Annotated in this window: 16 protein-coding genes; 12 read left to right on the plus strand and 4 right to left on the minus strand. The window is 61.2% G+C overall.

The features are described from left to right. Together ftsA and B7Y49_RS03635 are read right to left on the minus strand one after the other, a co-directional pair. A partial coding sequence (gene ftsA / locus B7Y49_RS03630; protein WP_374126209.1) for a cell division protein FtsA occupies positions 1 to 1,161 on the minus strand: 1,161 nt, incomplete at its 3' end. A gap of 11 nt (positions 1,162 to 1,172) precedes the next feature. Continuing rightward, positions 1,173 to 2,027, minus strand: a complete 855-nt coding sequence (locus B7Y49_RS03635; RefSeq protein WP_374126210.1) for a cell division protein FtsQ/DivIB — start codon at positions 2,025 to 2,027, stop codon at positions 1,173 to 1,175. A gap of 12 nt (positions 2,028 to 2,039) precedes the next feature. Here B7Y49_RS03635 and B7Y49_RS03640 point away from each other — a divergent pair, with 12 nt between their 5' ends. From B7Y49_RS03640 to B7Y49_RS03660, 5 genes are all read left to right on the plus strand, one after another. Further along, a complete protein-coding gene (locus tag B7Y49_RS03640; RefSeq protein WP_374126211.1) occupies positions 2,040 to 3,254 on the plus strand; it encodes a hypothetical protein in 1,215 nt (404 codons plus the stop codon). Between the two features lie 745 nt (positions 3,255 to 3,999). Then, positions 4,000 to 5,241, plus strand: a complete 1,242-nt coding sequence (locus tag B7Y49_RS03645; RefSeq protein WP_374126212.1) for an acetyl-CoA acetyltransferase — start codon at positions 4,000 to 4,002, stop codon at positions 5,239 to 5,241. Next, the gene (locus B7Y49_RS03650) at positions 5,238 to 6,032 is read left to right on the plus strand and encodes a DUF1295 domain-containing protein (protein ID WP_374126213.1); all 795 of its coding nucleotides are present in this window, start codon (positions 5,238 to 5,240) and stop codon (positions 6,030 to 6,032) included. Before B7Y49_RS03645 ends, B7Y49_RS03650 begins: the two co-directional genes overlap by 4 nt. A 76-nt stretch (positions 6,033 to 6,108) precedes the next feature. Further along, entirely contained in the window at positions 6,109 to 6,567 is a 459-nt protein-coding gene (locus B7Y49_RS03655; RefSeq protein WP_374126214.1) for a (2Fe-2S)-binding protein, read from the plus strand. An 11-nt stretch (positions 6,568 to 6,578) separates the two neighbouring features. Then, a complete protein-coding gene (locus B7Y49_RS03660) occupies positions 6,579 to 8,777 on the plus strand; it encodes a molybdopterin cofactor-binding domain-containing protein (protein WP_374126215.1) in 2,199 nt (732 codons plus the stop codon). Between the two features lie 48 nt (positions 8,778 to 8,825). On the opposite strand, the gene B7Y49_RS03665 is transcribed toward B7Y49_RS03660, so the two are convergent. Both B7Y49_RS03665 and B7Y49_RS03670 read right to left on the minus strand, forming a co-directional pair. Continuing rightward, positions 8,826 to 9,263: a hemerythrin domain-containing protein gene (locus B7Y49_RS03665; RefSeq protein ID WP_374126216.1), complete on the minus strand. Its 438-nt coding sequence runs from the start codon at positions 9,261 to 9,263 to the stop codon at positions 8,826 to 8,828. A gap of 121 nt (positions 9,264 to 9,384) precedes the next feature. Then, positions 9,385 to 10,845: a carotenoid oxygenase family protein gene (locus B7Y49_RS03670; RefSeq protein WP_374126217.1), complete on the minus strand. Its 1,461-nt coding sequence runs from the start codon at positions 10,843 to 10,845 to the stop codon at positions 9,385 to 9,387. Positions 10,846 to 11,148: 303 nt separating this feature from the next. Here B7Y49_RS03670 and B7Y49_RS03675 point away from each other — a divergent pair, with 303 nt between their 5' ends. The 7 genes from B7Y49_RS03675 to B7Y49_RS03705 all read left to right on the plus strand — a co-directional run bounded on the left by B7Y49_RS03675 (position 11,149) and on the right by B7Y49_RS03705 (position 21,621). Further along, positions 11,149 to 12,357, plus strand: coding sequence for an efflux RND transporter periplasmic adaptor subunit (locus B7Y49_RS03675; protein ID WP_374126218.1), 1,209 nt, complete (start codon positions 11,149 to 11,151; stop codon positions 12,355 to 12,357). 5 nt (positions 12,358 to 12,362) lie between these two features. Then, on the plus strand, positions 12,363 to 15,572 hold the full coding sequence (locus B7Y49_RS03680) for an efflux RND transporter permease subunit (protein WP_374126219.1): 3,210 nt from the start codon (positions 12,363 to 12,365) through the stop codon (positions 15,570 to 15,572). Beyond that, entirely contained in the window at positions 15,569 to 17,056 is a 1,488-nt protein-coding gene (locus B7Y49_RS03685; protein ID WP_374126220.1) for an efflux transporter outer membrane subunit, read from the plus strand. Before B7Y49_RS03680 ends, B7Y49_RS03685 begins: the two co-directional genes overlap by 4 nt. Positions 17,057 to 17,136: 80 nt before the next feature. Next, positions 17,137 to 19,182, plus strand: coding sequence for a ferritin-like domain-containing protein (locus B7Y49_RS03690; protein WP_374126221.1), 2,046 nt, complete (start codon positions 17,137 to 17,139; stop codon positions 19,180 to 19,182). 148 nt (positions 19,183 to 19,330) lie between these two features. Continuing rightward, on the plus strand, positions 19,331 to 19,513 hold the full coding sequence (locus B7Y49_RS03695; RefSeq protein WP_374126222.1) for a hypothetical protein: 183 nt from the start codon (positions 19,331 to 19,333) through the stop codon (positions 19,511 to 19,513). A gap of 2 nt (positions 19,514 to 19,515) precedes the next feature. Further along, on the plus strand, positions 19,516 to 20,640 hold the full coding sequence (locus B7Y49_RS03700) for a WD40/YVTN/BNR-like repeat-containing protein (RefSeq protein ID WP_374126223.1): 1,125 nt from the start codon (positions 19,516 to 19,518) through the stop codon (positions 20,638 to 20,640). 87 nt (positions 20,641 to 20,727) lie between these two features. Further along, positions 20,728 to 21,621: an ABC transporter ATP-binding protein gene (locus B7Y49_RS03705; protein WP_374126224.1), complete on the plus strand. Its 894-nt coding sequence runs from the start codon at positions 20,728 to 20,730 to the stop codon at positions 21,619 to 21,621. The last annotated feature ends 13 nt before the right edge of the window (positions 21,622 to 21,634 follow it).

Below are 21,634 nucleotides of genomic sequence, written 5' to 3' on the forward strand. Positions count from 1 at the left end.
AATCGGGTCCGAAGCTGCATAATGGACAAGGCCGGCAAGCGTGGCGAAGCCGGGACCGCTGTGCGCATCCGGCAGTCCCAGAAGGCCGCGGGGACGACCAATCCGTACGGCGCGTCCCAGAACGCCCTGGACATAATCAGCCATGCCCTTCAGCTCCGCTCCGCCGCCGGTCAGCACAACCTGACGGCCAACGGGCCCTGCAAAGCCAAGATCCTTGAGCGCCTTGGCAATCTCACCCACCAGATGCTCCAACCGCTGGCGGATCACGGCGATCAACTGTGCGCGGGTGATGCGGTGGCTTTCGCCTTCATCATCCGCCGAAAGCGGCGCCACGTCGATCATATCATGATTGTCTCTTGGGCTGGCCGTGGCCGAGCCGTAGAAACACTTCATCCGCTCGGCCTGATTGCGACGGGCACCAAAGGCTGACGCGATATCGTCTGTAATATCCGCCGCACCAAACGGAATTGAAGTCAGGCCAACGAGCATGCCCCCGGCAAAGAGCGAGACGTTGGTGACGCCGCCCCCGATTTCCACAAGTGCCACGCCAAGCTCGCGCTCTTCTTCTGAAAGAACAGCCATGCCTGTCGCGACCGGAGAGGCCACAATCGACTTCACTTCAAGGTGAGCGCTGCGCACGCACAGATCGATGTTACGGACAGGTGAGCCATCCGCACAGACAACATGGATGTCGACGCCCAGCGTATCGGCATGAAGGCCGAGCGGACGTTTGACGCCTTGCAAACCATCCAGCGTGTAAAGTGTTGGCTGCGCGTGCAGGATCATCCGACCATCGGGGTCGAGCGAATTGCGCCCGGCCGCGAGCAGTTCGTCAATGTCATCCTGCTCGATCCGGTGGCCGCCGAGTTCCACTTCAACCGAGGCGATATCGCTGACGAGGCCACCTGCGGAGAAACCGACCCAAACATCTTCAATGCTGATGCCGGCAATGCGTTCGGCCTGCTCCATGGCTTCTCGAATGGCGCGTTCTGTGGCGTCCATGTCGGCGATATAGCCGCGCCGGACACCCTTGCTTTCGCGCTGACCGGTGCCCAGCACCTGAACGTCGCCGCTGTCAGACACCTCCGCGATGAGCGCAGAGACCTTCCAAGACCCGATATCGAGGGCAGTGATCAACCCGGACGTTTTGGCTGCGGCCATGTCTTTCCCTCCTAAAGATCTGCCGACGTGGTGTCGGTCTTGATTGCGGCCTGTGCGGGTTCAGCCGGCGGTGCCACCGGTTCGGCAATAGCCCCATTATTGCGCTTCAGTCGCACCACAAATTTCGACGGATCGCGCATGTCAAAGCGCACGAAACCGCGGCCAAGCAGGCGCTGCGTCCCATCCAGACGCGCAAACCGCTTCAAGGCATTGGATGCAATGTCCTGCCCTTCCGGAAGGGCAAGCACTTCGCCGGATTCAAAGCGCAGGTCCCATCGACGATTGCCAACCCATGAGGCCCCAGCGAGCATGGGCTTAAGCGCAGGCACGGTCGCCAACAGATCATGCAAATCTTCAATCTGGCGATTTGCATTTGGCCCGATGACCAGCGGCAAATCCGGAATAGCGTTTGGATCAACCCGTTCCAATTCCACGCCTGTGCCGTCGATCAGGGAGAGCTTCTGGTTGTTCTGCCACACGGCTGCCGGCTTGCGTTCAACAATGTCGACCACCAGCGTGTCGGGCCAGCGCCGCGAAATGCGTGCGTCCTCAATCCACCCATATTGCAGAAGCTGACCGCGCACCTTGTCCAGATCAACAAGCGGCATGGCCATTGAGTGCTGATCCAGAGCGACGGCATAGACGGTCAGCGAGTCCATGCGGTCGAGGCCCTTCACCTCAACTCGCTTCACCTTGAAGCCTGCGCGCCCGGCGACCTGCCCCATTTCCGTGCCCACGAACTGGGGCACACCGGCATAAACGCTGGCCGTCACGATGGTGCCCGCGATCAATACGATCGTGGCGCCTGTCATGGCCCGTTCGATCGTCTCCGCCTTAATGGGCACATATTTCCAGAACTTTTCCATCCAGATGGCGTAATGCTCGTTTCCGATAATGCTAATGAGCGAGTCTTTTCTGATGGAAGCGGCTATCTCTATATTTATGACGAGAATTACCAATTTATAAAACAAATAAGATTTGATAATGTATATCAATCCTATTTTTTGAATAACGGATCTTCAGGAGTTAAGATCGATAGAATATTAAAGGACTTTCCAAGTGCTTCAGAAATAGAAGACATTCTCGGCCATGTATACAGTTTAAAGGGAATCGTATATATAAACGGAAAGTTCCAGTTCCTGATCGAAAACTTAGAGAACTTACGCCTTTATCTGGAAAATGAGGATCGGATATACGTCGATACTGGAATTCCTTTTAACTATTTTTCTGAACCAATGTTCAAGAGCAACGGTGAACGCTACGTGCTGAGAGATGTCGGGTTAGAAATCAATTTGACAACAGGGCAAGTAAGCAAGACCAATGTTCGCGCTGATTGGAATAGAAACTTGAACTCTTGCTATTTATCGAATTCAATTTCGATTTCTTTGATATCAGATTCTCAATTTGCAGTAAAAATAGAACCGTCTAAAAAAGACAAAAATAAGATTGCTTTAGTTTTCGGTGGCGGTCCCCTTTCGAATCCAATGTCTTTAATAGACTCTGGATACGTCAAATATTTAAGAGCGCACAAATTCATAACATATTTGGTTGGGTATCCTGGGCAAATCGGTTTTGGACCAGATAATATCAAAGCAGCATCGATTGCTGCAGACTTTGCATCGTGTGGCGAGCAAGTTTGGAAGCTTATTCCTGAACAATCAACTGTAGTCTTTATTGGGCTTAGTTTTGGCTACGTACCAATGTACCGCATGTTGACTGCTTCGAATGATCGAAGTGTTAGTTGCGTAATTGCAGTTGCTCCTTTGCTAAAATTGAGGAGGCCCAGCGAACTGTATAGTAGTACCATAAAGGTAAAATATCAGGAAAAATTCGAGAACATCCATCTGGGTGTAAATGAATCAAATAGAAACGATTTTAACAAACTAATGACTGAGGGAGTATCTGAGACTCGTCGGTTTAACGTTGCGTATTATTTCGGGAAGCATGACATACTGTCTAGGCCAGGAGATTTACCTAAGGGCGATCACATGGTGAAAATGCTAGACGGCGATCACAATTGGGTAACATTATCGGAAAGTGAAATAGATAATGAGATTTCCAGGTGCGATAATTTGTCTGGTCAATTGAAATAAATAGTATCAGTTCTTCGGTAAATGTCTTCTAAGATAGACGATAATCATGTGCTTGTGGACCGTAGCACGTCCTGACAACAGACATGCCCGTCGCGGCCGACGCTACGAGCGGGTCCGTTAGCACCAACTGTCGCTTTGTTTATCCTCGCGAACACCATCTCCGCTATGTAATGAAACGAGTGCGGCCCTTGTTTCGAACTTCGAATAAGGTTCCAGTGGCGACCCGACCAAGCTAGTCGAGGCCGTAAATCTTGCTGAGTCGCGCGACTGTCAACGTCTATAACAAAGACGACAAGCTTATCGAAACTGGGGAACTCCGCACACAATACCGAACTACGACTAGCTGATAGCCGCGCTACCTTGATAGGCCATAGTGCGATTGTTCGCCTACCTATTCCTGATGCGTCGGGTCATGCTACGCCGCACGGTAATCGCCGACGATCGCTCTTTTTATGATCGGCTTTCCTACAAGGCAAAAATCTGCAACCTTCATTGCATCGCTCTTTCTACCCGTTAGCCCCGTCGCCCCGGCGCTTATCCGCCCTTTGCGTCGACCCGCAAGAAACCGCGCGAGACCCGCAACTTCCGCAACTTCTTCCTTCCGGATCATCCCCCGCGCCCGCGCCCGCGCATTCGCCGACAGCAGGTCAAGCGTTGCGCACCGGGCACTGCCATTCTGCGTTGCAGCTGATTTGCCAAAGCCGTCCGGAGTTGCAACAACGCGGGGCGATGGGGGAGCGTGCGCATGGTCTATATTCTGGGCGGCTGGCAGAGCGATTTTGCCGCCAACTGGCAGCGGCAGGGCATGGACATCGCCGATGCCTTTACCGAATGCGTCCAGGCCGGGCTCGACGCAACTTGCCTTGACGCCGCAGAGGTTGAAACCGGCCATGTCGGCAATTTCACGGCGGAGCTTTTCGCGGGGCAGGGGTTGCTTGGTGGCTTTTTCGGGCTGGTCGATCCGGCCTTTAACGGGATGCCAAGTGCACGGCACGAAGCAGCTTGTGCATCGGGCAGCGTCGCCATTCTGGCCGCCACCGCAGAGATCGAGGCGGGGCGGTATGACCTGGCCTGTGTTGTCGGTATCGAGCAGATGCGCAATGTACCGGGCAAGATTGCTGCGCAGCATTTGGGCAGTGCGGCATGGGCGGGGCATGAATTTGGCGACGCCGACTTCGTCTGGCCGCGCGCTTTTTCCGATCTGGCTGAGGAATATGATCGCCGCCACGGGCTGAACCCCGCGCATCTGCGCCGTATCGCCGAAATCAACTTCGCCAATGCAAAGCGGAACCCCAATGCCCAGACCCGCGGTTACCACTTTTCCGACGAAAGCTTCACCGAGGATGACGACGCCAACCCGGTGGTTGAGGGGCGGATGCGCAAGATGGACTGCGGGCAGGTGACTGACGGCAGCGCGGTGGTGTTTCTCGCCTCGCCCGCGCGGGCGGCGGCTTATGCGGCCAAACGCGGCATGCCGATCGAAAGCCTGGCGCGGATCAGCGGCTGGGGCCACCGATCGGCGCCGATCGGCTATGCGCGCAAGGTGGCCGACAGCGCAGGCGAGGATTTCGTCTTTCCACAGGTCCACCGCGCCGTGATGGACGCGCGGGCCCGCGCGCAGATTGGGGAGGTCAGCCAGCTCGACGCGATCGAGACGCATGATTGCTTCACGTCGAGTGAGTATATGGAGATCGACCATCTCGGCATCACGCCGCCCGGCAAAAGCTGGCAGGCGATCGAGGACGGGACGATCGAGATGGGTGGTGCGCTGCCGGTCAATCCATCGGGCGGGCTGATCGGGCTGGGGCATCCGGTGGGGGCGACGGGCGTGCGGATGCTGCTCGACGGGTTCAAGCAGGTGACGGACAGCGCGGGCGATTATCAGGTCGACGGCGCGCGCCGTATCCAAACCCTCAACATCGGTGGATCGACCACCACCACGGTCAGCTTCATCGTCGAACGCGCCGACCTGGAGACTGCGGGATGATCGTCTTGAGTGTGCTCGCCACCAACGCCGTGGTGCTGGTGGCGATGTTCTGCCTGTTGTGGCTGGTGACATTGCAGACGCGCGACGTGACGCCGGTCGACAGTGTCTGGGGGCTGGGCATGGTGGTGCTGGCAGGGTCTTCGTTCCTCCAGACCAGTGGCGATTCGCAGCGTAAATTGCTGTTGCTGGGCCTGTGCGCGTTGTGGGGCGTTCGGCTGGGCGCCTATCTGTTGTGGCGGTGGCGCAGCCATGGGCCAGACCGGCGCTATGTCACGATGTTTGCCCGTGCCAAGGAAAAGCGCGGCTGGGGCTTTGCCACCTCATCGGCGTTGCTTGTCTATGTGCTTCAGGCGCCGTTGCTGTTCATCGTGTGCCTGCCGGTGCAGCTCGGGCCGATCGATCCGACGCCGGGAGTCGGACTGGTGGGCATGATCGGGGCCGGGACGGCGATTATTGGTATCGCGTTCGAGTCGATCGGCGACTGGCAGCTCGTCCGGTTCCGCAGCAACCCCGTTAATCAAGGCCAGGTGCTGGCGACGGGGCTGTGGCGCTATACGCGGCATCCCAATTATTTCGGCGATGCCTGCACCTGGTGGGGGCTTTACCTGATCGCGGCGGAAAGCGCGACCGGGCTATGGGCGCTGCCGGGGCCGGTGTTGCTGACCTGGACGCTGATGAAATGGTCTGGCGTGCCGACGATCGAGGGACGGCTGAAGCGCAAGAAGCCGGGATATGAGGACTATGTCCGCCGGACGAGCGGGTTCCTGCCGTGGTTTCCGAAGGCAGGGTGATGGCAATCGGCAACGTTCGTTGCTATACGAAACCTAAATAGGCTTATCGGCCAATTTTCGCGGTGGGGATCACGACATGGCAATCACAGCAACGGTCAACGGCAAACCCGTGACGATTACCGCTGAGGGCGACACGCCCTTGCTGTGGGTGATCCGCGAAGAACTGGGGATGACGGGCACCAAGTTCGGCTGCGGCATCGCGGCGTGCGGGGCCTGCAGCGTCCATATCGATGGCGAAGTAGCGCGGTCGTGCAGCGTGCCGGTGAGCGACGTGGCGGGCAAGGCGATCACGACGATTGAGGGCTTGGGCGGTGCGGATGGCACGCTCCACAAATTGCAGGCGGCATGGATCGAACATCAGGTGCCGCAATGCGGTTACTGCCAGTCCGGCCAGTTGATGGCGGCGGCGGCGCTGCTCGCGGATAGCCCGAACCCGAGTGACGAGCAGATCGACGCGGCGATGACGAATATCTGCCGCTGCGGCACCTATCCCCGTATCCGCGCGGCGATCCACGCCGTTGCCGGCCAGGCCTGAGGAGCAAGCAGATGGGCGTGATCCGCAGAACTTTCCTGATCGGTGGCGCGGCGATTGTCGGCGGCGGCATTTTCGCGATCAAATGGGCCGATGGTTCGGCGCGTTCGGCCGCTGCCGCCATGACCAATGGCAAGGACGGGCATAACTTCGCTACATGGCTGCGGATCGGCGAGGACGACAAGGTTACGCTCTATTCGCCGCACACCGATATCGGTCAGGGATCGAATACCGGCCTGGCGCAGATGCTCGCCGAAGAACTCGACGCCGATTGGGCAAAGATCGAGGTTGTCTCCGCCCCCGCCGAATCGCCCTTTGCCAATGTGGCGCTGGGGCGCGGCTTCCTGGCGTTAATGACCGGCGCGCCCGGCATCGTCGGCGCACTGCCGACGTCGCTGCTGTCAATGATCGCACGGTCGATGAACCTGCAGATCACCGGCGGCTCATCCGCGCTGCGCTTTACCGGTCAGAAGAGCGTTCGGGTGATCGGTGCATCGACCCGACGAGCGTTGATCAAGACAGCTGCCGGTCGCCTGGGCGTGCCCGCCGAGGAACTGACGGCGGCGAATAGCAAGGTTACGCACGCCAAATCGGGGCGCAGCCTGCGCTACGGCGAACTCGCGGCCGAAGCGGCGGGGCGTTCGTTCGACAGCGGCGTGCCGTTGAAGGACGCAAAGGATTTCCAGTATATCGGCAAATCGGTGCCGCGCTTTGATATTCCGGCCAAGGTCAACGGCACCGCGCAATATGGCATGGACTTCAGCCTGCCCGACATGCGCGTCGCGACGGTAATGGCAGCACCCGTGCGGGGCGGCAAACTCGTCTCGGTCGATCCTGCCCCCGCGTTGGCAATTGCCGGTGTTGAAAAGGTGATCAAGCTCGACGCCGCTGTGGTCGTTATCGCGAAGGGCTATTGGCAGGCAATCAAGGGCCTGCGTGCGCTATCCCCCAAATTCAGCGATGGTGGCAATGGCGGCATTTCTACCGCCACCGTCTTTGCCGATCAGGATAAATTGCGGGCGGCGAACAAGCCCGATGCATCGGCTGGCAGCGGTGATGTGGATGCCGAGTTGAAAGCGGCGGGCGTAAAGTTGGTCGAGGCCGATTACCGGCTGCCCTTCCTTCACCACGCGATGATGGAGCCATTTGCGCTGACGGCGCATCACAAGGACGGCAAGCTCAATGTGTGGGGCGGCATGCAGGATCCGCTCGCCTCGAAAATGGGCGCGGCGACGGCAGCAGGTCTCGCGCCGGACAAGGTGACATTCCACCCGATGCTGATCGGCGGCAGCTTTGGCCGTCGTCTGCCGATGTACATGGAAATCGTCGATCAGGTCGCGCGGGTTGCGATGCAGGTGCCCTATCCGGTCAAGCTGATCTGGGCGCGGGAGGAAGAAGTCGCGCAGGGCGCGTATCGCCCGCAAAGCTCAGCCGCCATCAAGGGCGCGGTCGGCAAGGACGGCAAGATCACTGCGCTGCATTATGATTTCGCGCAGCCCGAAGACGGGTTGAACGAAATCCCGTTCTTCTATGATTTGCCCGCGCTTACCCGGCGGCACTTCAAGCAGGTGTCGAACCAGACGGTCGGCGCGTGGCGATCGGTCAATGCGACGCAGCATGGTTTTTATGCCGAAAGCTTCATGGACGAGTTGGCGCATGCTGCTGGCGTGGATCCCTTCGAGTTTCGCAAGCGCCATTTGAAACCAGGATCGCGCCATCTGGCGGTGCTGGAAGAAGCGGCCAAGCGCGGCGGCTGGGGCACGCCGCTGCCCGCGGGCACGGGGCGGGGAATCGCGATTGTCGAATCGTTTGGCAGTATCGTCGCGCATGTGACGGAGGCGACACTCAAGGAAGACGGCACACCCAAGGTGCTGAAGGTGACCGCGGTTGTCGATTGCGGCACCGTCGTCAATCCGCGCAATGGTGAGGCGCAGGTGATGGGCGGGATCGTGATGGGCCTGTCGACCGCGATCGGAGAGGCGATCACCCTGGAAAAGGGCGCGGTGCAGCAACGCAATTTCAACGATTATCCTGTGCTGCAGCTCGCCGATGCCCCAGCTGTTGACGTCCATTTCATCAACAGCGGTGCCGAAATGGGTGGGTTGGGCGAACCCGGTCTGCCACCTGCCGCGCCCGCGCTGGCGAACGCGCTGTTCGCGGCAACGGGTAAGCGCGTGCGGCAGTTGCCGATCCTGGCGCAGGCCAAGGCTTAAAGGCGGGCGGGGGGCACGTCGCCCCCAGCCCCCCGTTAACGCCGGGGTTCAGGCATTCACAGTTTCGCGCAAGGTGATGGCACCTGCCTGCAGCGCGGCGGCATAGAGTAGGTCGTTTTCTGCCCGCACGCGCGCCTTCAATCGCTCGATGATGATCAAGGTGCTCGCCCGAAATCCGACCCAGTCAGCGCGGATGATGCCCGTCGTCCATTCGACCAGGTGGCGATCCCAGTCGCAGCGAAGCGTCTCGAACTGCCGACAGAAATCATCTGCGGTTTTTATAAACGCAGGCCGATGTGCCGCCACCATTGGCCGGTACATCAGGCTGTCTTCATGGGCCAGGTGTAGCCGAAGCTCGTCGGCAAGATCGCTGAGGATCAGCGTCGCGCCGACGGCATCTTCGTTTTCCTGTTGGATCAAATAGGTCATGCGATCGAGATGGTGGTCGATCCGATCATGTTCTTGCATCAGCCGTTCATAGGTCATTGCGTCACTCCCTGAGGCTGGATAGCGGGCCAATGGTTGACAAGCCGTCGGCAATTGGTGGCGCCCAACCTCCATCAAGCTGACCACATACCCGAAATGGGGCTGTCGGTGCGCAGCAAACCTAACCGCGCAGCACCGCCCGGTCCGCCCACCAGCTGTGCGTGCCGCTGGAAATCTTGTGGGGCAAGGCAATCCGGCACACTGGCCCTGCCTCGATATCGCGGGCATCGATCAGCACGCACTCGCTGGTGCCGCGATTCTCATCGATGATGAAGCTCACGAGGTAGCCGTCATCCTCTGCTGTGCTGCCGATCCGCGGCGCGAAAGGCGCTTCGCTGGCGTAGCGCCCCTCCTCGAGCATCAGCGACCAGCTCTCGCCTGTCTCCAGATCATGCTTCACAAAGCCGTTGAACAGAAACCAGCCGGGCTTTGTGGTGGTGGAATAGACATAGCGGTGTTTGCGCCCCGCGACGCGCTGATCGATCATGCCGAATTCGAGTACCCGATCATCAAGCCGCTCTTCGCGCGTGGTGCCGTCGGCCAGATTGAAGCGCCAGCGGTGTAGCTTGGGCTGAAAGCTGTGCTCGTCGACATAGGCCATCATATGGCCATAGCCGTCTTCGTTCGGCAGCGGGGCGGGCTGGGGATTGTCCTGAAAATAGGCGTCCATCACCACCTCGTCGCCTTCTTCATAGGCGTTGAGGAAATGGAGGATGTAGGTCGGCGTTGCTTCGAACCAGCGGATGTCTTCGGGCTGGCCGTGGCGCGGGATCAACGCGAAGCGACTTGGCAAGCCTTCGTGCATCCGCGCGGCATGGATATCGCGCTTCAGCAGTTCCTGATCCCAGAACATCGGCAGATCGTTGACGATCGACCAGTGCTCGCTGAAAATCATGTCATGCGGCAGGCGGGGGCCGGGCAAGGGGACGGGGATATAGTGCACCAGTTGGCCGTCACGATCGACGACGCCATAATGCATGAACGGCGCGTGCTTCGAATAGTTGAAGAACATCAGCTCGCCGGTGCGATCATCGACTTTGGGATGCGCCGATATGCCGTCTAGCGGCACCCAGGGGGCCAGCCCAAGCGGCTCGAGCGTTTCGGGATCGAGCACATAACCTTCGCCGCACTGGTAAAAGGTGGAGATCGCCTTCCCGGCATGGACGATGATATCGGTGCTCGATGAATCCTTCAGGCTGCCATGCGCGCCGAAGCCGGGGCGTTTTGATGTGCCCGCCCGGTCCATCAGCCCGCCCCATAACGATCCGCCCGCTTCCTGCTCGGCCTGAAAGCCGCGCGTGCGCACCCAGCGGTTGCGATAGCTGGCAGTGCCGTTTGCAAAGCTGATCTGGTGGATCATCCCGTCCCCGTCGAACGGGTGATAGCGACCAAGCGGCTGGTGCAGCTGGTTTTCGGTATTGCGCAGATACACACCGGCAATGTCGTTCGGAATGGCACCCTCGATCACCTCAAGCGCGGTTGCGGTTACCTCTTCATGCTGCGGCGTCCATGCCCCGTTCAAATAGGGATGGTTGCTGGGTTTCAGCGTCGACAGCACAGGGGGAAGGCGATCAATCTGCACGGCGCTGCTCCTCGGCAAGCCAAAGCGAGCCGCCAGTCTAGGCGCGAGCGGTAGCCAACGCCAAGCCTGTTTTGGGCAAGGCAGCGCACTTCCAGCACATTGTTACGGGCCTGAAATTGCCGAGAACCGGCCAATCTTGCGCTTTAGATTTGCTTTGCACCGCGCCAGTAAAGCTTTGGTCCCCTCCACCCCTTGCAATAATCATGTCGCAACCGCACCTTACTGAGTGTGTGCAGGTGCAGCATGACAGGGGACGCCAAGTCACCGGACTGACGTTGCGTCGCATGTTTTGGGGACAGGCATATGAAGTTTAATGGCGGTCGGCTGGTTGCCGGGGGAATGCTGGCGCTGGCGATCGCTGGGGTGACGGGCTGTTCGGCTGGTGGGCCACCGCCGGGGCCGCCCATCACGCAGGTATCTGTCGCTAATCCATTGCAGCGTAACATCGTCGACTGGGACGAATATGTCGGCCGGTTTGAAGCGATTCAGGATGTCGAAATCCGCCCGCGCGTTTCCGGCGCGATCGATCAGGTGCTCTTCCGCGACGGCCAAGTCGTCCGCAAGGGCCAGGCATTGTTCACGATTGATCCGCGCCCTTATCGTGCCACGCTGATGCAGGCGCAGGCACAGGTTGCGCGGTCACAGGCATCGCTCGCCAATGCCGGCACGGAACTGGCGCGCGCCAAGACATTGCTCGAGGCGCAAGCGATTTCGAAGGAAGAGTTCGAAACGAAGCAGGCGATGGTCCGTACCGCCGGTGCCGATCTGGCTGCCGGGCGCGCAGCGGCCAGTGCCGCGATGCTCAACCTTGGCTTTACGACGGTGCGATCGCCGATCTCGGGGCGCATCTCTGATCGCCGTGTCAGCCGGGGCAATCTGGTCGCCGAGGGGCAGACCGTGCTGACGCGTGTTGTCTCGACCGATCCGATCTGGTTCTCGTTCGATGGGGCGGAGAGTTTCTACCTCAAATATCGGCGCCAGGATCAGGAAGGCTCGCGCGGGTCGTCACGCGATACGCCTAACCCGGTTGAGATCCAGCTGGCCGATGAAAGCGGTTTTCGCTGGCGTGGCCGGATGGCGTTTGTTGATAATGCGATCGACGCCAATTCGGGCACCATTCGCGCGCATGCCGTGGTGCCGAACCCCAATGGCTTCCTGACCCCGGGCCTGTTCGGTCGCGCGCGGTTGCTGGGATCGGGCACGTACCGTGCGGTGCTGGTGCCCGATGAGGCGATCATCACCGATCAGACCCGCAAGCTGGTGTTCGTGGTCGGCAAAGACGGCAAGGTGAACCCGCGACCGGTCGTCACCGGCCCGCCCGTGGAAGGATTGCGCGTGGTGCGCGAGGGCATTTCGACCAGCGACCGAATCGTCATCAACGGGCTCACCCGGCTGCAGCCGGGTATGCCGGTCAAGGCAACGCTGGTGAAAATCACCCCGCGCGCCGCCAATGAGGCACCGGTATCGACACCGGTCAGCGCGCCGCCTGCCGCCGAAGCCCAGGCGCAGTAAGGCCGGTGCGCTTCCCCCATTTCTTCATCGACCGACCGATCTTTGCCGCGGTGCTGTCGATCCTGATCATCGTGTTCGGCGCGGTGGCCTATCCCGGGCTTCCGGTCGCGCAATATCCCGATATTGCCCCGCCGACCGTCGTGGTGAGCGCCAACTACCCTGGTGCCACCGCTGAAACGCTGGCCGAAACCGTTTCTGCCCCGCTCGAGGAATCGATCAACGGGGTGGAGGATATGATCTACATGTCGTCGTCGTCGACCGGCGACGGCGCGATCGCGATTACAGTGACGTTCAAGCAGGGCACCGATGTCGATCAGGCACAGGTGCTGGTGCAGAACCGGGTGTCGTCCGCCGAACCGCGTCTGCCCGAAGAGGTGCGCCAGATCGGCGTGACGGTGCGCAAGAATTCGCCCGACATTCTGCTGGTGGCAACGCTGTTCTCGCCCGACAAGTCGCTGTCGCAGCAATATATTTCGAACTATGCGACGACGCAGATCGTCGACCGTCTGGCGCGTATTCCCGGCGTTGGCGGCACACGCAGCTTTGGCGGGCGCGACTATAATATGCGGGTGTGGATCGATCCCGATCTCGCCTCGTCGCGCAATCTGACCGTCGACGAGATCACTAACGCGGTGCGGGCGCAGAACGCGCAGGTCGCGGTCGGCTCGATCGGGCAGGCGCCGTTCAATCGCGGTGGTACGGCGTTTCAGTTGGGCATCCAGACCCAGGGGCGACTCAGTTCGCCCGAGCAGTTCGGCGAAATCATCATCAAGCGCGATGATCAGGGCCGGATGACGCGGCTGCGTGATGTTGCGCGGATCGAACTGGGCGCACAGGATTACGGGATCAACGCATTCCTCAGCACCAATCCCACCACCGCAATCGCGGTGACGCAGCTGCCCGGATCGAATGCGCTGAGCACGGCTGCAGCGGTGAAGGCCGAGCTGGCCGAAGCGGCGAAGAGCTTTCCGGCCGGGATGACGTACCGCATCCCCTATAACCCAACCGAGTATATCGAGGCATCGATCGAGGCAGTGTATGATACGCTGTTCGAGGCGCTGATCCTGGTCGCGATTGTCGTGCTACTTTTCTTGCAGAGCTGGCGCGCCGCCTTGATCCCGATCGTCGCCATTCCGGTGTCGCTGATCGGCAGCCTGGCGGTGCTCGCGGCGTTCGGCTTTTCGATCAATAATTTGTCGCTGTTCGGCATGGTGCTGGCCATCGGTATCGTCGTCGACGATGCGATCGTTGTCGTCGAGAATATCGAGCGGTTGATGGAGGAAAAGGGACTGTCCGCCAAAGCGGCGGCGCATGAGACAATGGACGAAGTGTCCGGCGCACTGATCGCTATCGCGCTCGTGCTGTGCGGGGTGTTCATTCCCACCAGCTTCATTCCTGGCATTTCGGGCGAATTCTACAAGCAATTCGCGCTGACGATCGTGTCGGCGACGGCGATCTCGGCATTCGTTTCGCTCACACTGTCGCCTGCGCTGGCGGCGATCATCCTGAAGCCCAAGCATCCGGGCGAGCCAGCATCGGGCTGGCGCGGCTATCCCACCCGATTTGCCCGTGGCTTCAACCGCGCCTTCGATTCGCTCAGCGGGCGATACGGTCGTTTCACGGCGCGCGCGATCCGTTCGCTCGGGGTGGTGCTTGTCTGTTATGCCGTACTGATCGGCTTGACCGGCTGGCGCTTCACCGCAACGCCGACGGGGTTCATTCCTGCTCAGGACCAGGGCTATCTAATCGTGGCTGCACAGCTGCCGCCGGGATCGTCGCTCCAGCGCACGACCGACGTATTGCAACGCGCCGCCAGTATCGCACTGAAAAATCCTGCGACCAATTCGACGGTTGCCTTTGCCGGGCTGGACGGTGCGACCTTCTCCACAGCGCCCAATGCGGCGGCGATGTTCGTGTCGCTGAAGCCCAGCGAAGAACGCAAGCACGCCAACGAAATCGCCAATGAACTGCGCCAAGCGTTCGGGCCGATTACCGATGGCATGTTGCTCGTCATCCCGCCACCGCCCGTCGCGGGCATCGGCACCGGTGGCGGCTGGAAAATGCTGATCGAGGACCGCCAGAACCAAGGCTATGCCGCGCTGGAAGGAGCTGCTTTTGCGATGATGATGCGGGCGAACACGACGCCCGGGCTGGCAGGAGGCTTCACCACTTTTAACGTGCGCACCCCACGCCTGAACGCCGACATAGACCGCGAGCGCGCAGAGCAGCTCGGCGTACCGGTGCAGAATGTGTTCCGCACGCTCGGCACCTATCTCGGCTCCACCTACATCAATGATTTCAACTTTCTGGGGCGCACCTACCGCGTGACGGCGCAGGCCGATGCGCCGTATCGTGACGATGTTGCCGATGTCGGTAAGTTACGTACGCGATCGGCATCGGGGGCGATGGTGCCGCTGAATGCAGTGATGACGCTGAAGAACGACAGCGGGCCATACCGAGTGGTGCGGTATAATCTCTATCCTGCGGCCGAACTTCAGGGTGATACCGCGCCGGGCTATTCATCGGGGCAATCGCTGGCGACATTGGCGCGGCTTGCCAAGGAAACGCTGCCGGCCGGGATGAGCTTCGAATGGACCGAACTGGCGTTTGAACAGCAGCAGGCGGGCAATACCGGCACGCTAGTGTTCGGGCTCGCGGTGCTGTTCGTGTTCCTGCTGCTCGCAGCGAATTACGAAAGCCTGGTGCTGCCCTTCGCCGTGATCCTGATCGTGCCGATGTGCCTGCTGGCGGCGATCGTGGGCGTGAACCTGATGGGGATGGACAATAACATCCTGACGCAGATCGGGCTCGTCGTGCTGATCGGGCTGGCGGCCAAGAACGCGATCCTGATCGTCGAATTCGCCAAGGCCAATGAAGATGCCGGGATGGAGCTGTACGAAGCCGCCAAGCACGCCGCTGCCCAGCGCCTGCGCCCGATTTTGATGACGTCGATCGCGTTCATTCTCGGCACACTGCCACTGGTGACCGGATCAGGCCCAGGCGCTGAAATGCGGCGTGCGCTTGGGGTGGCGGTATTCTTCGGGATGATCGGGGTGACGACCTTCGGGTTGCTGTTCACGCCGAGCTTCTACGTCATCAGCCGTACGATAGGTGACCGCGCCGATCGCTGGCTGAAGCGGAACCGCAAACCCGCCAGCGATACGCCAGACAGCAATTCGGCGGGCAGCGCGCCCGCCCAGGAGGTGCTGCCATGAAGCGGTTGATATTCCCGGTGATGGCGGCGCTCGGCTTGTCCGGCTGTGTGGTCGGGCCCGATTATGCCCGCCCTTCGGTGGCGCCCAGCGCATCGGGGCCACTTACCGAAGCAACGCGGTCGATTGCTGCTTCGCCACCGATATCGCCGCTACCCGATCGCTGGTGGCGGCTATACGATGATCCGGTGCTCGACCGGCTGGTCGCAGAGGCGCTGGCGCACAATACCGACATTCGCGTCGCCGCCGCCAATCTGCAACGCGCGCGCGCCGTCCTCGCCGAGCAGCGCGGCCAGCGATTGCCGACGATCACGCCCAACGCACAGGTGACCCGTAACCAGTTCAACGGCGCGAGTGCTGCCGCCTTTGGTGGCGGCGGGGCGGGCGGGGGCGGGCCGCAGACCTTTGTCGTCAACCTGTTCGATCTGGGGCTCGATGCGAGCTATGAGCTCGATCTGTTCGGGGGCATTTCCCGCGCGATCGAAGCCGGACGGGGCGATGCAGAGGCTGCCGCAGCAACGCTCGATGCCGCCCGCGTGTCAGTCGCTGCGGAAACCGCGCGAGCCTATGCGACTGCGTGCAGCAATGCAGCGCAAGCCGCCGTTGCACAGGAAACAGTCGATCTGCAGCAGAAGACATTGGGGCTGACCCAGACCTTGTTCGACGCCGGGCGGGGCACGCGCCGCGATGTCGAGCGCGCCGATGTGCTGCTCGCGCAGACTCAGGCGCAATTGCCGCTGCTCGATGCCGAAAAACGCGCTGCCCTCTATGCGCTTGCGACACTCACCGGACGCCCCCCTGCCGAGGTTGACGCCGATGCGAGCCGTTGCACAGCCGCGCCCCGGGTGACGACCACGATCCCGACCGGCGATGGCGCGGCGCTGCTTGCCCGCCGCCCCGATGTGCGATCAGCAGAACACACGCTGGCGGCCGATACGGCGCGGATCGGCGTTGCGGTGTCGGCGCTTTATCCGTCGATCCGGCTGGCGGGATCGATCGGGTTCAACGCAACGCGCGGCAGCCAGTTGTTCAAGGCGACATCGGCGACCTATTCGTTCGGGCCGCTCATCTCATGGAATTTCCCGAACCAGACGGCGGCGCGTGCGCAGATTGCCCAGGCGCGCGCCGGGGCGGATGCATCGCTCGCGCGCTTCGACGGGGCGGTGCTGACGGCGCTGCGCGAGGCCGAAACGGCACTGGCGCGCTATGCGGGTGCGCTTGATCGCAATGCTGCGCTGCTGCGAGCCGAACAGGCAAGCAGTAAGGCCGCCGCACTGTCGCGGCTACGGTTCGACAGCGGCGCCGACAGTTTTCTGCAGCTGATCGAGGCTGAACGCGAACGCGCCGATACGCGTGCCGCGCGGGCGGCATCGGACGCGGCGGTGGCGGACGCGCAGATCACGCTGTTCAAGGCGCTTGGCGGCGGCTGGGAAGAAGCCCCCGATCCGGTCCGCCGTCCCGATCCGGCGCAGACCCCTGCCCCTTGATCGGGTAGGCGATGGGCGTGATTTCAGCTAATTGACCCCCAGTTTTTGCGCCCGCCGATTCCGCGAAAGCGGGTGGTGCCGTGCGCGGTATCAAGGAAGTTCAGGCAATGCCGATCGCCGATCAATCATCCTCATCCGCCACCGCCATCCCGGTATCGCGCGAGCAATTATGGGGCATTTTGTTCGAAGCGGCAGAGATCGAGCACAATCTGATGTGCTGTTATCTCTACGCGATGTTCAGCCTGAAGGACTCGGTCGATGAAGACCTGAACGAGGCCGAACTTGCTGCGGTTCGGCGCTGGCGTGGCGAGATCATGGATGTCGCGATCGAGGAGATGGCGCATCTCGCGATCGTGTCCAACATCCTGTCAGCACTCGGCGCGCCCGCGCATTTTGGGCGTCAAAATTTCCCGATTGCACCGGGCTATCATCCGGCGGGTGTGGTGGTGAAGCTCGCGCCGTTCAATGTCGAAACGCTTGACCATTTCATCTATCTCGAACGCCCTGAAACTGTCGAGATCGCCGATGGCGAGGGCTTTGCGCCCGAACGCAGCTATATCCGTGCGCTCGCGCCCGATCGGCTGATGTCCGCAACGATGGACTATGCGACCGTCGGCAAGCTCTATCAGGCCATCGAGGATGGCATCCGGTTTCTCGCCGACGAGATTGGCGAGGACGCGCTGTTCGTTGGCGATGCCGACCACCAGATCAGCCAAGACGTGATGGCATTGCCCAATGTGACGGTGGTGCGCTGCGTGAAAACGGCGTGCGCGGCGATCGATGCGATTGTCCGGCAAGGTGAGGGCGCTGATCCGGACGAAGCGGGATCGCATTTTCAGCGTTTCCTGGCGATTCGCGCCGAATATCAGGCGCTGCTGGAGGCGCGGCCCGATTTTCGCCCCGCGCGCAAGGCGGCGCATAATCCGGTCATGCGCCGCCCGCCTTTGTCCGATGGCAAGGTGTGGATCAGCGCCGAACCCGCTGCGAGCCTGCTCGATATCGGCAACGCGATTTACAACCACAGCCTGCGCTGTTTGGCGCTCAGCTATGCAGGCGTCGACGGCGCGGCGCAGCGATCGCTGGTGAATGCGGCGGTCGATCTGATGCGGATCCTGACACCGGTTGCCGAGCGGTTGACGGCGCTGCCCGCCAATGCCGATCAACCGGGCTGCACCGCTGGCCTCAGCTTTGCGACGCTGCGTTCGGCTGCGGCATTGCCGGTGACGGTGGGTGCCATGCTGGTGCTCGTCGAGCGGCTGCGCGATATCGCTGACAAGGCGATCGGGCTGGCGTCTCGGCAGGGTGACATAACCGAGCTAGCCGCGAAAACCGGGGCCGATCTTAACCGCCTCGCCGATCGGCTCGCGACCGTGGCGATCCTTCCCCCGCCAGCACCGGAGGCCGTGATGACGCCTGTCGAAGCCCCCATCGCAGCGACGGTGCCGTTGCACAATGTGCCAATATCGACACCGCCGGTGCCCGAAATCGCCGCCGATGGGCGAGAGATTATCCTTGGCCAGGCAATCGACCTGATCTTTTCGGCCGAACGGTGCATTCATGCGCGCCACTGCGTGCTTGGCCAGCCCCAGGTGTTCAAGGCCAATGTCGAAGGGCCATGGATCGATCCTGACGCGACCAGCACCGAAGGACTGGTGACGGTGGCGCATATGTGCCCGTCGGGCGCGATCCAGTATCGTCGCCACGATGGCGGCGCGGCCGAAGCAGCCCCGCCCATCAATCTGGTGCAGCTGCGTGAAAACGGACCGATCGGCGTGCGCGCTGACATGGTACTGGCCGGCGAGCGTGTCGGCTACCGCGCGACCCTGTGCCGGTGTGGCGCATCGAAGAACAAGCCGTTCTGCGATGGCAGCCATAATGCGATCGGCTTTTCGGCTTCGGGCGAGCCGGCGACGCGCGAATCGCAGCCGCTGGCTGTGCGGGGTGGCCCGCTGATGATTGACCCGCAACAGGACGGGCCATTGCAGGTCAGCGGCAATTTGGAGATTTGCGCCGGCACCGGACGGACCGTCGACCGCGTTACGTCAACCTTGCTGTGCCGCTGCGGCGGTTCTGCCAACAAGCCGTTCTGCGATGGCACGCACCGCCGGAACGGTTTCAAGAGTTGATCTCCACCCCCGCACGCAAAGACAGGGTCACCTGACACGCATCTTGACAGGGTCGCGACTCGCGGTCATTATGTCAGCGTTCCATGACATATAGTCAGTATCGAATGACATGTGGCCGATCGGAACAGGGTTGTTTCAGGAGGTGGCGATGACAGCAGGTATGACAGCGACGTTGCTTGGTATCTCGGCGGGTTTCATCACGCTGATCGGGCTGTATCTGTGGCTGGTCGGTAATGATGCCACGACCGGCGTCGTGATGTTCGCGCTCGCTGGATCGCAGCTCGCGCTGATCGGCACCCAGCGCGGCCGTCGCAACTGCACAAAGGCCTGAACGTGACGATGCCCCGCAAGATCCTGTTCTATATCGCGCTGATGGTTGCCGGCTTTGCTGTCGGCACCTTGATCGCGCGGGTGACCAAGGCGCGCGCTGCCGAGCCCGCTGCGGCCGCAACCCCGGCTGGCGAATGGAAAACACTGCCGACCGAAGCCTATCCCGGCAAGCGCGACGATATCAGCTTCGCCGATGCCCAGCATGGCTGGTATGGCACCGGAAAAGGTGACTTGTTTGCGACCAAGGATGGCGGCGAAAGCTGGACCAAGGTTGCAAGCAAGCCCGGCACCTTCATCCGCGCGCTGGGGTTTATCGATGCGAAGACGGGCTATATCGGCAATGTCGGGACGGATTATTATCCCGGCGTCACCGATACGACGCCGCTGTACCGCACCGACGATGGCGGCGTGACCTGGGTGCCGGTCGATCTGGGCGGCAAGACGATTGCGGGCGTGTGTGCGATCGATATCGTGCGCACCAGCCGCATCTATCAGGGCAATCTCGAGCCGCGCATTGTGATCACCGCCGCGGGCCGCGTCGGCGGGCCGACCGGGATCATCCGATCGACTGATAGCGGCAAGAGCTGGACCGTCATCGACATGAGCGACAAGGCGGGGATGATCCTCGACGTGAAGTTCTTCGATGAGAATACCGGCCTCGTCTTCGCCTCGACCGAACGCGAATCCTCGAACGCCAACGGCCTCATCCTGCGCACGACTGATGGCGGCAAAAGCTGGACCGAGGTGTATCGCGGCACCCGGCCAGGCGAGCTGATCTGGAAGGCATCATTCGTGAATGCCAAAATCGGCTATGCCACCGTGCAAAGCTATGATGTGGCGCGCACCATCCAGCTGATCGCCAAGACGGTTGACGGTGGCAAGAGCTGGACCGAGCTGCCAATGGTCGAAAATGCCGCCGCGCGCCAGTTCGGCATTGGTTTTGCCGATGCGCTGCATGGCTGGGTGGGAACAATGGCTGGCGGTTATTATACCGCAGACGGCGGCAAGAGCTTTACGCCGGTGCCGATTGCGCGCGCCGCAAACAAGTTTCGCGTGGTGCCGGGACCCGGCGGCAACCGCGTTTATGCGATTGGCACGCAGATTCAGCGCCTCGACTCAAGACCTTGACAGGCCGCACGACTCTTCTGCTATACTGTTTTAATACACTGGGTCGTTGATTCAACGATCAGGCCAGCTTTCCGGGGGGACATAACGATGCTCGAACTAAGCCAGGTCACGCATGTCTACGCCAATGGTACGCGCGCGCTCGACGATGTCACGCTGACGATCCCCAAGGGAATGTATGGGCTGCTCGGTCCCAACGGCGCGGGCAAATCGACGCTGATGCGCACGGTCGCCACGCTGCAGACGCCGACTTCGGGCAGCATTCGCTTCGGTGACATCGACATCATTGCCGATCCGGAGAAGCTGCGTGAGCGGCTCGGCTATCTGCCACAGGATTTCGGCGTGTACCCGCGCGTTTCGGCCTATGACATGCTCGATCACATGGCCGTGCTGAAGGGCGTTGCCTCGGCGCGCGAGCGCAAGGAAACGGTCGAGACGCTGCTCAACCAGACCAACCTCTGGAACGTCCGCAAGAAAGCGATTGCGGGCTTTTCGGGCGGGATGCGCCAGCGCTTCGGCATCGCGCAAGCGCTGATCGGGAACCCCGAGCTGATCATCGTCGACGAACCAACTGCAGGGCTCGACCCCGAAGAGCGCAACCGCTTCCTCAATCTGCTGGCGGAAATCGGCGACAATGTCGTGATCATCCTGTCGACGCATATCGTCGACGACGTGGCCGATCTGTGCCCGCGCATGGCGGTGCTGGCAGCGGGCAAGATCCAGCTGGAGGGCGCACCGCTCGACCTGATCGCGCGCTCGCGCGGGACGGTATGGGCCAAGACGATCGAGCGGGAGCAGATGGCCGATTACGCTGCTGCGCACGAAGTGATCTCGACCCGGCTGTTCGCTGGTCGCACGATTATCCATATCCTGTCGGAGAATGATCCGGGCAACGGCTTCACCGCCGTCGATGGCGGGTTGGAGGATGTATATTTCTCCACGCTCGCCCGCACCCGCCGCGCCCCCGTCGCTGCTGCAGCGTAAGGGGAGCCAGACC

This window comes from Sphingomonas sp. 28-62-11 (assembly GCF_002278865.1).
Lineage (GTDB): Bacteria > Pseudomonadota > Alphaproteobacteria > Sphingomonadales > Sphingomonadaceae > Sphingomonas.